Origin of the sequence: Methylosinus sp. R-45379 (assembly GCF_001644125.1) — a bacterium.
Lineage (GTDB): Bacteria > Pseudomonadota > Alphaproteobacteria > Rhizobiales > Beijerinckiaceae > Methylosinus.
This window is the reverse complement of the sequence record NZ_LUUM01000255.1, coordinates 21,544-35,211: the sequence shown is the minus strand read 5'-3', so window position 1 is coordinate 35,211 and position 13,668 is coordinate 21,544. Positions and strand designations below refer to the sequence as shown.

The following is a 13,668-nucleotide window of genomic DNA, read 5'->3' as shown; positions in this document are numbered from 1 at the left end:
TTCCGTTTGCGCCAAAAGCGCTCTAATCTCGCCGCCATCGGATGCAACGACGAGTCGTCATGCCTATTCTCGCGCTTCCCTTTCCGATGATCGACCCGGTTCTGGTCGAGCTCGGACCGCTGCCCATACGCTGGTATGCGCTCGCCTATATCGCCGGGCTCGCGCTCGGCTGGCTCTATGCGCGCCGCCTCGTCTCGCGCGAGCATTTGTGGGGCGAGATCGCGCATCCCTCACGCGAGAGCCTGGACGATCTCCTCGTCTATGTCGCGCTCGGCGTCATCATCGGCGGACGGCTCGGCCATGTGCTCTTCTATGAGCGCGCTTTCTACTTCGCGCATCCCGAAGAGATCATCAAAACCTGGAAAGGCGGCATGGCCTTTCACGGCGGGCTCATCGGCGCGATCGTGGCGATGACGCTGTTTGCATGGCGCGAGAAGATTCTCGCGCTCACCATCAGCGATATTTGCGCGACCGTCGCGCCGATCGGCATTTTCTTCGGCCGCCTCGCCAATTTCATCAAGCCGGAGATGTGGGGCCGCGAGAGCGATGTTCCTTGGGCCATGGTGTTTCCCGGCGCCGGCGATGCGCCGCGCCATCCGAGCCAGCTCTATGAGGCGGGGCTCGAGGGCGTCGCGCTCTATATTTTGCTCGCCATCGCCGCGCAGCGCGGCGCGCTGAAGCGGCCGGGCCTCGCCACCGGACTCTTCGGCGTCGGCTATGGCGCGGCGCGCATCGTCAGCGAATTCTTCCGCGAGCCGGATCCGCTGTCGGAGGCGCTGGACAATGGCCTCACAATGGGCATGGCGCTGTCCGCGCCGATGATCGTGATCGGCGCCGGGCTCATCCTCTATGCGCTGCGCCCGCAGAGAGTCGAAGCATGAGCGCTCTGCGCCAAGATATCGTCGAGCTCATCGCGCAAGAGGGGCCGATCACGCTCGAGCGCTACATGACGCTCGCTCTGTCGCACCCCACCAAGGGCTATTACACGACGCGCGATCCATTCGGCGCGGGCGGCGATTTCATCACCGCGCCGGAGATCAGCCAAATGTTCGGCGAGCTCATCGGCCTTTTCGCGCAGGAGGCGTGGCGCGCCGCGCATTCGCCTTCACCGGTGCGCCTCGTCGAGCTCGGTCCGGGCCGCGGCACGCTGATGGCGGATGCGCTGCGCGTCGCGCGCATCGCGCCGGATTTTCTCTCCGCTCTGGATGTTCATCTCGTCGAGACGAGCCCTGTGCTCGAGGCGCGGCAGCGGCAGACGCTCGCCAATGCGCCGGCGCAAGTCTCCTGGAGCGCGGATGTCGCGCGCATTCCAGAAGGGCCGGCGATCATCATCGCCAATGAGTTTTTCGACGCGCTGCCGGTGCGCCATTTCGTGCAGACGGAGCGCGGCTGGAGCGAGCGGCTCGTCGGCATGGACGAGAATGACGCGCTCGCTTTCGGCGTTGGCGAAAGCGTCGAGGCCGATCTGACCGTCGCGGCGCCGGAGGGCTCGATCATAGAGATCGGCGCGATCGGCGCGCGCATCATGCGCGATATCGCCGCGCGTCTCGTCGCGCAAGGCGGAGTGCTGCTCGTCATCGACTATGGCTATACGCAGACGGCGCTGGGCGAGACATTGCAGGCGGTGTCGCGTCACGCCTATGTCGATCCGCTGGAGGCGCCGGGCGAGGCCGATCTCACCACCCATGTCGATTTCGCCGCGCTGGCGCGCGCCGCGACGGCCGCCGGCGCGAAAGTGCAAGGGCCGGTGACGCAGGGCGCCTTTCTGCGCCAGCTCGGCGTCGTCGAGCGCGCCGAAGCGTTGAAGAAACGCGCGACCACAGAGCAGAGCGCCGAGATCGACATTGCGCTGGAGCGTCTCATCGGCGCCGGCGATCCCAAGCGCGACATGGGCGAATTGTTCAAGGTCATCGCCGTGACGCATCCAGACATGCCGCTTCTGCCAGGGTTTTTCCAATGACCGAGACGATGGAGGCGCCGGGCGCTCTCGGCGCCGGCAATCTCGCTCTGCCGGGCGTTCGCCACGCTTTCTTCACGCGCGCGGGCGGCGTGTCGGAGGGCGTCTACGCTTCGCTCAATGGCGGAGTCGGCTCCAGCGATGAGTCCGCGCGCGTCGCCGAGAATCGCGCGCGTATGGCGCAGCGGCTCGGCGCGGAGACGCATCGGCTGCTCGTGCCCTATCAGATTCATTCGCGCGACGCGCTCTTTGTCGCTGAGCCCTGGACCGAGACGGAGCGGCCGCGTTGCGATGGCCTCGTCACCAATGTCGAAGGCTTGGCGCTCGGCGTCACCGGCGCCGATTGCGGCATGCTGCTCTTCGCCGATGCGCGCGCCGTCGTCATCGGCGCCTGCCATGCGGGATGGAAGGGCGCGCTCACCGGCATGATAGAGGCGACGATCGCGGTGATGGAGACGCGCGGCGCGCATCGCGCCGATATTCATGTCGCGCTCGGCCCGGCGATCGGCCGCGAGAGCTACGAGGTGGGCGGCGAGTTCGTCGAACGATTTTTGGCGGAGGATTCGGGCTTCGCGCGTTTCTTCACGCCTTCGGCGCGCGAGGGGCATTCCATGTTCGATCTGCCCGCTTTCATCACGCGGCGCGTCGAGGCGGCGAATGTCGCTTCCTTTGAGAATTTGCGCATCGACACTTATGCGGACGAGGCGCGCTGCTTCAGCTATCGCCGCAGCGTGCATCGCAAGGAGCCGGATTATGGGCGGCTGGTGTCGGCGATCGCGATCGGGTGAGGGGCCGTCATCGCTACGCCTGTTAATCAGAAACAGTCTTTTTTCGTAAGGATTCGAGTTCCGCGCGGCAGACTTTCTCCAATGGTTGGAGGTCGCTCTGCGCGAGCTTCCATAGGACTGCGGCGGCGACTGTCTCGTAGCTGTGCCGGAGCACATTGCCGATGCCGGCCACCTTGCGCCAAGGAATTTCCGGATGACGCGCTTTCAGCTCATCATCGAGATGCCGGCTGGCTTCGGAAATGATCTCGACGCCGCGTTCGACGAGCCATTGTCGTCGCCAATCGGCTTCGAAATCGTCGAGCGAGGCCTCCGCCATGCACTCGTGAATGCGCTCTATAGCTTCGAGGATGTCCTGTAGGCGCGGAACATTCGATGGGATCGCCATCAGAACACACGCAACGCGGTTACTTCGATCCGTTCCCGCAACGCCTTGTGCAAGCTGTCGCGAGTCATGATGTCGACTGGGGTCCCGAGAAGGTCGCGCGCATAATCCTTTAGGTCCATCAGTTCGAAAAGGCCGAACTCGCCTTTTCGATAGTCGAAAAACAAATCGACATCCGATGTCGAGCCGGCTTCGTCGCGAGCGGTGGAGCCGAACATATAGAGACTGAGCACACCGAGCCGCCGCAGTTCGGCTTCGTGCGCTCTCAGTCGGTCCATGGCCTCGTCGCGTCTCATGGCTTTCGCTATAGGCTCACGCCCGCGCCTTCTCCATCATATCGACGAAGCGCGCGAAGAGATAATGGCTGTCCTGCGGACCGGGGGAGGCCTCGGGGTGGTGCTGCACGGAGAAGGCCGGGCGGTCCGCCAGCGCGATGCCGCAATTGGAGCCGTCGAACAGCGAGCGATGCGTCTCGGCGACATTGGCCGGCAGGCTGTCGCGATCCACGGCGAAACCATGGTTCATGGAGACGATCTCCACCTTGCCGGTGGTAAAATCCTTCACCGGATGATTGGCGCCATGATGGCCCTGCGGCATTTTCTGCGTCTTCGCGCCGACGGCGAGCGCCATCATCTGATGGCCGAGGCAAATGCCGAAGGTGGGAACCTTCGCCGCCAAGAGCTCGCGAATGGTCGGCACGGCGTATTTGCCGGTCTCGGCCGGATCGCCCGGGCCGTTGGAGAGGAACACGCCATCCGGCGAGAGCGCGAGGATCTCTTGCGCGCTGGTCGTGGCCGGCACGACGATCACCTCGCAGCCGGCCTCAGCCAGCAGCCGCAGAATATTGCGCTTCACGCCATAATCCACGGCGACGACACGGAATTTGATCCCGTCGCGCTTGCCATAGCCGGAGTCCTGCCGCCAGACGGTCTCGTCCCAATCATAGCGCGCGGGCGCGGTGACGGAGGGCACGAGGTCCATGCCGTCTATGCCCGGCCAGGCGGCGGCCTCGGCGCGCAGCGCCGCGAGATCGAAGACGCCGTCCGGCGCATAGGCGATGACGGCGTTGGGCATGCCCTTCTCGCGGATCAGCGTCGTCAGCGCGCGCGTGTCCATGCCGCAGAGGCCGATGATCCCGCGCGCGGCGAGCCATTCGCCGAGCGGCCGCAGCGCCCGATAATTGGACGGATCGCCCGAGGGCGCCGCCACGATGACGCCGCGCGCGCCGGCCCGGTTGTCGAGATCGACGGTTTCGACATCCTCGTCATTGACGCCGACATTGCCGATATGGGGAAAGGTGAAGGTGACGATCTGCCCGGCGTAGGAAGCATCGGTGAGGATTTCCTGATAGCCGGTCATGGCGGTGTTGAAGCAGACCTCGCCGACGGCCGAGCCCACGGCGCCGAAGCCGAAGCCGAAAATCGCCTCGCCGCTGGCGAGAACCAGAACCCCCGTGTGGACCGGAACCGTCCAACCCGTCGCTGCGTCTTGATCCGGGCTCATCCGCGCTCTATGCCTCACCCTCATCCGCCGGCGCGCCGCCATCGGGCGCCCGCCATCCCTCGAAAAATCTAGATTGCCGCGATCCTTTCAGATCGCAAGCACGTCTAGAACATTTCACTGCGAAGTGGAAATACAATGCGCGAACGTTTCACGGCCGACCTCAAGGCGGCGATGAAGAGCGGCGAAAAGCAGAAGGTCGAGACGATCCGCATGATCACAGCGGGGCTCAAGGATCGCGACATTGAGGCGCGCGCCACGGGCAAGACGCTCGGCGACGACGATATTCTCGCTCTGCTGCAGAAAATGGTGAAGAGCCGCCAGGAATCGGTGGAAATCTACGAGAAGGGCGGCCGCCCCGAGCTCGCCGAGAAGGAGCGCGCCGAGATCGCGGTGATCACGGAATATCTGCCCCAGCAGCTCGGCGAGGCCGAGGTCGCCGAGGCGATAAAGGCCGCCATAGCCGAGACCGGCGCCGCCTCGATCAAGGATATGGGCAAGGTCGTCGCCGCGCTCAAGGCGAAATACACGGGCCGCATCGATTTCGGCAAGGCGAGCGCCGCGGTCAAGGCGGCGCTCGGGGGCTGAGTCGATCAAGGCGCTCGGCGGCTTCGCCCAGGGCGTAAAGCTTTCACAGCGCACCGATTTTCTTCTCTTCGTGAAGAGTCGGGGCGCTGTTCTGCGTGAAAAATGTCTTCCATTATATTCAAAAGCGGTATTTATTCTGTAATCGGCATATGGTGTTATTTTTATTGTAATTCGTGAGCGGGCGATGCGAATGGACCGCAAGAATGCAGCAATCGAAGAAATAAGAATCCTCCAAGGAATTATCGCGAGGCATGAGAACCTCGCATTTCGCGTCAAAGGGTTTTTTGGGACCGTTGTCGCTGGTTCTGCTGCAGCGGTCTACTCTCGATTTATCTCTGTCGATAGGATCGAGTTCGTCGGACTCGCCATCATGGTCTACGCCGCCTTTTCGATTTGGTTGCTCTACCACAGGGCGGTGGTGATGAAGGCCGGCAAGCGGGTGGAAGCCATAGAGGCGGGCTTGGCGGCGACCGCGCATGGCGATCCAGAAGCGCATGACTGGCAGCTCTACAGGACGCTGGGCTCGATAGAAACCAAAGATGTCGGCGCCGCGCTCGATTTTCAGGCGGCGGTTCCGCTCGTTGCCGGCTTGGTCATCCTCGTCGTGTTCGTGCTGGTCGCCCCGGTGAGCCGGTCCTCGGGCAATGCCGTTCCGATCGAAAGTCCGAGATGTCCCGCGGTCGAATGCGTGCAGCGGAAGGCGCTTTACGATCCTTACAATTTCGACGCATCCTTCGCGTTGACGCTCGCGTCGATTTTGGCGGGAAGCGTCCTCATCGGTTTGCGCAAAGGCGTCGCGCCGACGACGGCGGGATTCGCGCTATTCGCGATGGCGGGCGGCATCCAGGCGGCGGTCGTGAAAAATCTGAAGGTCGATAGTTTTCTGAAGGCGAATTTCGAAAACCTCGTCAAAGCGCAATTCGAATTGCAGGTCCCTGTCGAGCCCAAGGTGGGGGATCGCTTTGTCTCTACTCGGCTGGGCGCGATCACGAATTTCAAGAAAGGCCGCGCCTCCTTCGATCAAGAAGGGTTCGAGGACGATGCTTTGCGCGCGGCAGAGCGCGACCTCGAGAGCATTTGCGCGCGATGGAAAAGCGCCACGCCGCCGGATGGCGCGGGGGTCGTCTTGATCGTCGGGGCGACGGACCGTCTTCCTTTGTCAGGCGAGACGAAAGCGCGTTACGAGGCCAATGCCGGTCTCGCGCGGGCGCGCGTCGAGGCCGTGAGAGCGCGTCTCGACGAGGATTGTTGGAAAGCGGGCGCGAAGGCGCCCGATCGAGACAATATTATTGCGCTCGTCTCTGGCCCGCGCGTGACGCCGTCGTCCGCGCAGATTGCGCGAGCGACGCGGCCGCTCGGAGTTCCTTCCGACCGCCGCGTCGATATCTGGCTGATGACGAACACGCCGGCCGCACGCGAGAAGGCGGACAATGGCGGAGGCTTCGATTTTTGATCGAGGCTACAACCCGCGCCTCACTCCGCTGGTTCGGCCACGCGGGTCTCATAGTTGAGCACGGGGGCGAGCCAGCGCTCGATCTCGGCGGCGGAGACGCCCTTGCGCGCGGCGTAATCCTCGACCTGATCGCGCTCCACTTTGGCGACGCCGAAATAATGCGCCTGCGGATGCGCGAAATAGAGTCCGCTGACCGATGAGGCCGGCGTCATGGCGAAGCTCTCCGTCAGCGTGACGCCGGTGCGCTTCGTCGCCTCCAGCAGATCGAAGAGCGTCGCCTTCTCCGTATGGTCGGGCTGGGCCGGATAGCCCGGCGCCGGGCGAATGCCGCGATAATCCTCGCCGACCAGCTGCTCCGGCGTCAGCGTCTCATCCGCCGCATAGGCCCAGAACTCGCGGCGCACGCGCTGATGCATGCGCTCGGCGAAAGCTTCGGCGAGGCGATCGGCCAGCGCCTTCACCATGATCGCCCCATAATCATCGTTGGCGCGGGCGAAGCGCTCGGAAATTTTCGCCTCCTGCGCGCCGGCGGTGACGACGAAGGCGCCGAGGTAATCGGCCTTGCCGTCGCCCTCCGGCGCGACGAAATCGCTCAGCGCGACATTGGGCTTGCCGTCGCGCCGCGTGAGCTGCTGGCGCAGCGTATGCAGCGTCGCCAGCCGCTCGACGCGGCCCTCGCCCGTATAGAGCGCGATATCGTCGCCCACGGCGTTGGCGGGCCAGAAGCCGATGACCGCCTTGGGATTGAACCAGCGCTCTTCCACGATGCGCGTCAGCATCGCCTGCGCATCCTCGAACAATTGCCGCGCCGCCGGCCCGCGCTCGGGATCGTCGAGCAGAGCGGGATAGCGGCCCTTGAATTCCCATGTCTGGAAGAAGGGCGTCCAATCGATATAGGGAACCAGCTCCGCGACATCATAGGAAGCGAAGACGCGCGCGCCGAGGAAGGTCGGCTTGGGCGGCGCATAGGCGGCCCAATCGATTTTCAGCGCATTGGCGCGCGCGGAAGCGAGGGAGACGCGCTGCTTGTCGGCTTGCGCGCGCGCATGAGCGTCGGCGACCTTCTCATATTCCTCGCGCGTCTTGGCGACATAATCGGCGCGCGAAGATTGCGACATCAGCGCCTGGGCGACGCCCACCGCGCGCGAGGCGTCGGTCACATAGACGGCCTGACCCTTGGTGTAGTTGGGGCTGATCTTCACCGCCGTATGCACGCGGCTCGTCGTCGCGCCGCCGATGAGCAGCGGCGCGTCGAAACCTTCGCGCTCCAGCTCCGAGGCGACGAAGCACATTTCGTCGAGTGATGGCGTGATGAGGCCGGAGAGGCCGATGATATCGACCTTTTCGGCTTTCGCCGTCTCGAGAATTTTGGCGGTCGGCACCATCACGCCGAGATCGATGATCTCGAAATTATTGCAGCCGAGCACGACGCCGACGATGTTCTTGCCGATGTCGTGGACGTCGCCCTTCACCGTCGCGAGAAGAATCTTGCCGGCGGTGGAGCGCGTCTCCTTGTTCTCTTCCATGAAGGGCAGGAGATGCGCCACCGCCTGCTTCATCACGCGCGCGGATTTCACCACTTGCGGCAGGAACATTTTGCCCTGGCCGAAGAGATCGCCGACGACATTCATGCCGGCCATCAGCGGACCTTCGATCACATCGAGCGGACGTGTGCTCGAGAGACGCGCCTCTTCCACATCCTGCTCGATATAATCGGCGACGCCATTGACCAGCGCATATTCCAAACGCTTTTCGACGCTGGCCTCGCGCCACGCCGCATCCTTCTCCGCCGTCTTCGCGCCCGCGCCTTTGAAGCGCTCGGCCATCTCGACGAGGCGCTCTGTCGCGTCGGGACGGCGATTCCGCACCACATCCTCGCAGGCTTCGCGCAGCTCGGGGTCGATCTTCTCATAGACGGCGAGCTGGCCGGCGTTGACGATGCCCATGTCCATCCCCGCCGCAATGGCGTGATAGAGGAAGACGGAGTGCATCGCCTCGCGCACCGGCTCATTGCCGCGGAAGGAGAAGGAGAGATTGGACACGCCGCCGGAGACATGCGCATGCGGCAGCGTCGTCTTGATCGCGCGCGCGGCGTCGATGAAGTCGACGCCGTAATTGCAATGTTCTTCTATGCCCGTCGCGACCGCGAAAATATTTGGATCGAAGATGATGTCCTGCGGCGGAAAGCCTACTTGCTCCACGAGGATCTTATAGGCGCGGCCGGAGATCTCCACCTTGCGCGCGAAAGTGTCGGCCTGTCCCGCTTCGTCGAATGCCATGACGACGACGGCGGCGCCATAGCGGCGCACCTTGGTCGCGGCCTCGATGAATTTCTCCTCGCCTTCCTTCAGCGAGATGGAGTTGACGACGCCCTTGCCCTGCAGACATTGCAGGCCGGCTTCGATCACCTCGAATTTCGACGAATCGACCATCACCGGCACGCGCGCGATATCGGGCTCGGCGGCGAGCAGATTGAGGAACTCGACCATCGCCTTTTTCGAATCGAGCAGGCCCTCGTCCATATTGATGTCGATGACCTGCGCGCCATTGGCCACTTGATCGCGCGCCACATCCAGCGCCGCGGCGTAATCGCCGGCGGTGATGAGCTTGCGGAATTTCGCCGAGCCGGTGACATTGGTGCGTTCGCCGACATTGACGAAAGGAATGTCCTTCGTCAGCGTGAAAGGCTCGAGGCCGGCGAGGCGCAGCAGCGGCGCTATGGTCGGAATCGCGCGCGGCGCGACGCCTTTCACGGCGCCGGCGATGGCGGCGATATGCGGCGGCGTCGTGCCGCAGCAGCCGCCGACCACATTGACGAGACCGGATTTCGCAAATTCGCCGACCAGCTCGGCCATATATTCCGGGCTCTCGTCATAGAGGCCGAATTCATTGGGCAGGCCGGCGTTGGGGAAGGCGCAGATTCGCGTGTCGGCGATGCGCGCGACCTCGGCGATGTGCTGGCGCATTTCGCGCGCGCCGAGCGCGCAATTGAAGCCGATGGAGAAAGGCTTCGCGTGCTGAATCGAGTTCCAGAAGGCCGCCGCCGTCTGGCCGGAGAGCGTGCGGCCGGAGAGATCGGTGATGGTGCCGGAGATCATCACCGGAAAGCGCGTGCCGACCTTCTCGAATGCGTCCTCCACGGCATAGATCGCCGCTTTGGCGTTCAGCGTGTCGAAAATGGTTTCGATCAAGAGAATATCGGCGCCGCCTTCCAACAGGCCGAGCGCCTCCTCGAGATAGGCGGCGCGCAGATCGTCGAAGGTGACGGCGCGAAAGCCGGGATTGGAGACATCCGGCGAGATGGAGGCGGTGCGATTGGTCGGCCCCATGGAGCCGGCGACGAAGCGCGGCACGCCCGTCTCGCGCGCGACTTCATCGGCCGCTGCGCGAGCGAGGCGCGCGCCTTCGTAATTGAGCTCATAGACGATGTGCTCGAGCCCGTAATCGGCCTGCGCGATAGAGGTGCAGGAGAAAGTGTTGGTCTCGATAATGTCGGCGCCGGCTTCGAGATAGGCGCGATGAATCGCCTTGATCGCCGCCGGCTGCGTCAGCGTCAGCAGATCATTGTCGCCGCGCAAATCCTTCGCATGATCCTTGAAGCGCTCGCCGCGAAAATCGGCCTCGGTGAATTTGTGGCGCTGGATCATCGTGCCCATGGCGCCGTCGAGCACGAGAATGCGCTCGCTCGCCGCCTTCTCCAGCGCTGCGAGAATCTTCGGTCCGTGGTTCTTGTCGAAACTCATGCTGCGACTTTCTCGGTGACGGGGCGCACGCCCAGAAGATGGCAGATCGCGAAGACGAGATCGGCGCGATTGTTTGTGTAGAAATGGAATTCCTTCACGCCGCCTTCGGCGAGGCCGAGCACCTGCTCGGCGGCGACAGCGGCGGCGATGAGCCGGCGCGTGACGGGATCATCGTCCAATCCCTCGAAGCGATGCGCGAGCCAATCAGGCACGCTCGCGCCCGCCTTGCGCGCGAAATTCGCCGTCTGCTTGAAGTTCTGCACCGGCATGATGCCGGGCACGATGGGAATTTTGATTCCCCGCGCGCGCGCCTTGTCGAGAAAGCGGAAATAGACGTCGTTCTCGAAGAAGAATTGCGTGATGGCGCGCGTCGCGCCGGCGTCGATCTTCGCCTCGAGCGCGTCGAGATCGTCGTCGATCGTGCGGCTCTCGGGATGGCCTTCTGGATAGGTGGAGACGGAAATCTCGAAATCGCGGATGGCGCGAATGCCGCGCACCAGCTCGGTGGAGCTGCGATAGCCTTGCGGATGCGGCTCGAAACGCGTGCCGACGCCGGTCGGCGGATCGCCGCGCAACGCCACGATATGGCGGACGCCGACGTTCCAATAGCCGCGCACGATTTCGTCGATCTCGGCGCGCGCGGCGGAGACGCAGGTGAGATGCGCGGCGGGCAGAATATCGGTCTCGGCGGCGAGGCGCGCGACGATATTATGCGTGCGCTCGCGCGTGGAGCCGCCGGCGCCGTAAGTGACGGAGACGAATTTGGGCTTCAAAGGCGCGAGCCGCGCGATCGAATCCCAGAGCTGCGCCTCCATCTCCGGCGTCTTCGGCGGGAAGAATTCGTAAGAAATATCGAAATGGCCCGGAGGCCACAGGCTGCGATTGTCGGACATCATGCGGTCTCGAAGCTGGCTTTGGGCAAGGGATCGGCGATGACGCGAGGATCTTGCGCCAGCCACAGGGAAACGGTGAGCTTCGCGCCGTCGTCGGCGGAAGGCGCGAGATCGCGATGGCGCAGAATCTCGAGCCCGGCCTGCTCCAGCAGAGTCGTGACCTCCTGCTGCGAGAAGCCGAGGCGGCGATGCGCATGCTCGTCGCGCAAGGTCTCCTCGCGATGCGGCGCGAAATCGACGACAAGCAGCCTGCCGCCGGGCGCGAGCGTGCGCGCCGCCTCGCGCAAGGCGCGGCCGGGATCGTCGAGATAATGCAGAACCTGATGCACGATGACGAGATCGCAGCTGCCCCGTTCTATCGGCAGCGCATACATGTCGCCTTGGCGCAGCTGCACATTGCGCGCGCCGGCTTTTTCCAGCCGTCCGCGCGCGACGCCGAGCATTGCGGAAGAGAGATCGACGCCCACGGCCTGCTCCGCCTGCGGGGCGAATAGCTCCAGCATGCGGCCGGCGCCGGCGCCGAGATCGAGCAGGCGGCGCAGCGGCTTCTCGCCCACCGCCTCGCGCATGGCGGCCTCCACCTGCGCCTCCGGCACATGCAGCGAGCGGATCGCGTCCCATTCGGGCGCATGCTCGGCGAAATAACGGGCGGCGGCGTCGGCGCGGGCCTGCCGCACCTCGGCGAGACGGGCGCGATCGCCGGCGATGCGGGGGTCCAGCGGATCGAGCCAGGAGACGACGCTGCGGGCGATCTCGCCGGGCGCGTCGGCGGAGGCGAGGCGGAAGAAGGCCCAGGCGCCCTCGCGGCGGCGCTCCACCAGGCCGGCTTCCACCAACAGCTTCAAATGGCGGGACACGCGCGGCTGCGACTGGCCGAGAATGGCCACGGCCTCGCTCACTGTCAGCTCCGTCTCGGCCAGCAGGCCGAGCAGGCGCAGACGCGTCTCCTCGCCCGCCGCATTGAGGGCGGCGAGCGCGGGTTCGAGAAGAAGAGGTCGCCTCATATCGGTCATTTCGCGTCGGCCACGGGCTTCGCTGATTAGATATAAAGATATCTATATGCGTCGTCTCGCGGGAAATCAAGACGCGGCCCGTCCAGTGCGCCGAGCTGGAAATGCGAGCCGGCGGCCATAGATGAGACCGCGTTGGGGTGAGCATGTGGCGTCGGCTAGGACATACGTCTCGAAATTCGGCGCCGCTTCCCGACGCCGCTTATGTCGAGCTGGTCGATATGGTCGCCCGGCCGGTCATGCCGGTGGCGTTCATGGGCATGGCGCTCGCCTGCGTCGGCCTGCTGCTCGCCTCGCGCAAGCAGGATGCATTGCTCCTCGCTCTGACGCTGGCCGGAATCGCCGTCGACATAACGAGCGTTTTCCTGGTTCTCGCCTATCGGAGGCGCGTGGCGCAGGCGACGATTCTCGCCGATGAGGCGCGGGTCTGGGAGCGCCGCTACGCCATCGGCCTCTTCTCTTTCGCCGCTCTGCTCGGCGCGATCAACGCGCGCGGCCTGATGATAGCGCATCCGCCCGACTCGTCGCTGGTGCCGATGCTGACATCCGGGCTGGCCTTCGTCTTCGCCGGCGGGGTCGTGTCCAATGTCGCCTTCCGCCCGCTTCTCTGCGCGATCGGCCTCGCCTTGTCGGCGACGCCGACGGTCATCGGCCTCGTCGATCGCGCGATGGAGGCGAGCGACATCCACGTTCTCTTGGGCTTCGTCCTGCAGGCGGTGCTTCTTTCCGCTTTCGCCGTCGTCGGTCTCTTTTGGGCGGCCGACACGCATGCGGCGACGCGCCGGCAAATCATCTCCAAGCTCGATTTCGCGAAAATGGCGCGTCATGACGATTTGACCGGCCTCGCCAATCGCGTCGAGCTGCGCGACCGTTTCGACGAGGCTTCGGCGCGCCTCGGACCGAATGAATATTTGGCGATTCACTGCCTCGACCTCGACCGTTTCAAGGCCGTCAACGACGCCTATGGCCATTTGACCGGCGATCTCCTGCTCTGCGCCGCCACCTCGCGTCTGCTGACCATGGTGCGGCGGGAGGATACGGCGGCGCGGCTCGGCGGCGACGAGTTCGTCATCGTCCAGACCGGCGTCCGCCACCCGGACGAGGCGCTGCTGCTCGCCCGCCGCATCATCCGCGTTCTCGGCGCCCCCTATGAGATCGAGGGCCGCAGCATTCAGATCGGCGTGAGCATCGGCGTCGCGCTCGCGCCCCGCGACGGCGCCGCTCTCGAGCAGCTCATCGCCAGCGCCGATGCGGCGCTCTACCAGATGAAGCGCGGCGGCCGCGGCGGCGTCGTCTTCGCGGACGCGCCGCTCCCGCCCTCCGCCGCCAATGATTCGTGACGGGGAGAGCGGGC

The 13,668-nt window shown here is 64.6% G+C and carries 12 protein-coding genes; 6 read left to right on the top strand and 6 right to left on the bottom strand.

All coding sequences use genetic code 11. The annotated features are described in order from the left end of the window. Positions 1-59: 59 nt before the first annotated feature. The 3 genes from lgt to pgeF are packed head-to-tail and all read left to right on the top strand — an operon-like array spanning position 60 to position 2,745. Positions 60-881: a prolipoprotein diacylglyceryl transferase gene (gene lgt / locus A1351_RS13355; protein WP_064033212.1), complete on the top strand. Its 822-nt coding sequence runs from the start codon at positions 60-62 to the stop codon at positions 879-881. Next, positions 878-1,960, top strand: a complete 1,083-nt coding sequence (locus A1351_RS13350) for a class I SAM-dependent methyltransferase (protein WP_064033211.1) — start codon at positions 878-880, stop codon at positions 1,958-1,960. Before lgt ends, A1351_RS13350 begins: the two co-directional genes overlap by 4 nt. Then, entirely contained in the window at positions 1,957-2,745 is a 789-nt protein-coding gene (gene pgeF, locus A1351_RS13345) for a peptidoglycan editing factor PgeF (protein ID WP_083967317.1), read from the top strand. The genes A1351_RS13350 and pgeF overlap by 4 nt, the downstream gene beginning before the upstream one ends. 22 nt (positions 2,746-2,767) lie before the next feature. On the opposite strand, the gene A1351_RS13340 is transcribed toward pgeF, so the two are convergent. The 3 genes from A1351_RS13340 to carA are packed head-to-tail and all read right to left on the bottom strand — an operon-like array spanning position 2,768 to position 4,630. After that, complete coding sequence (locus tag A1351_RS13340; RefSeq protein WP_064033210.1) at positions 2,768-3,130, bottom strand: DUF86 domain-containing protein; 363 nt, start codon at positions 3,128-3,130, stop codon at positions 2,768-2,770. After that, a complete protein-coding gene (locus A1351_RS13335; RefSeq protein WP_064033209.1) occupies positions 3,130-3,423 on the bottom strand; it encodes a nucleotidyltransferase family protein in 294 nt (97 codons plus the stop codon). Before A1351_RS13335 ends, A1351_RS13340 begins: the two co-directional genes overlap by 1 nt. A 16-nt stretch (positions 3,424-3,439) precedes the next feature. Beyond that, the gene (gene carA, locus A1351_RS13330; protein ID WP_064033208.1) at positions 3,440-4,630 is read right to left on the bottom strand and encodes a glutamine-hydrolyzing carbamoyl-phosphate synthase small subunit; all 1,191 of its coding nucleotides are present in this window, start codon (positions 4,628-4,630) and stop codon (positions 3,440-3,442) included. 135 nt (positions 4,631-4,765) lie between these two features. Between carA and A1351_RS13325 the strand changes: the two genes are divergently transcribed. After that, positions 4,766-5,215, top strand: coding sequence for a GatB/YqeY domain-containing protein (locus A1351_RS13325; protein ID WP_024881032.1), 450 nt, complete (start codon positions 4,766-4,768; stop codon positions 5,213-5,215). Between the two features lie 370 nt (positions 5,216-5,585). After that, entirely contained in the window at positions 5,586-6,668 is a 1,083-nt protein-coding gene (locus tag A1351_RS13320) for a hypothetical protein (protein ID WP_064033207.1), read from the top strand. A 20-nt stretch (positions 6,669-6,688) separates the two neighbouring features. On the opposite strand, the gene metH is transcribed toward A1351_RS13320, so the two are convergent. The 3 genes from metH to A1351_RS13305 are packed head-to-tail and all read right to left on the bottom strand — an operon-like array spanning position 6,689 to position 12,317. Beyond that, on the bottom strand, positions 6,689-10,411 hold the full coding sequence (gene metH, locus A1351_RS13315) for a methionine synthase (protein WP_064033206.1): 3,723 nt from the start codon (positions 10,409-10,411) through the stop codon (positions 6,689-6,691). Next, positions 10,408-11,304 carry a methylenetetrahydrofolate reductase [NAD(P)H] gene (gene metF, locus A1351_RS13310; protein WP_157096305.1) on the bottom strand — a complete coding sequence of 299 codons (897 nt, stop codon included), beginning with the start codon at positions 11,302-11,304 and terminating at the stop codon, positions 10,408-10,410. The genes metH and metF overlap by 4 nt, the downstream gene beginning before the upstream one ends. After that, on the bottom strand, positions 11,304-12,317 hold the full coding sequence (locus tag A1351_RS13305) for a metalloregulator ArsR/SmtB family transcription factor (RefSeq protein ID WP_024881029.1): 1,014 nt from the start codon (positions 12,315-12,317) through the stop codon (positions 11,304-11,306). Before A1351_RS13305 ends, metF begins: the two co-directional genes overlap by 1 nt. Before the next feature lie 143 nt (positions 12,318-12,460). Between A1351_RS13305 and A1351_RS13300 the strand changes: the two genes are divergently transcribed. Further along, on the top strand, positions 12,461-13,654 hold the full coding sequence (locus tag A1351_RS13300) for a GGDEF domain-containing protein (RefSeq protein WP_024881028.1): 1,194 nt from the start codon (positions 12,461-12,463) through the stop codon (positions 13,652-13,654). The last annotated feature ends 14 nt before the right edge of the window (positions 13,655-13,668 follow it).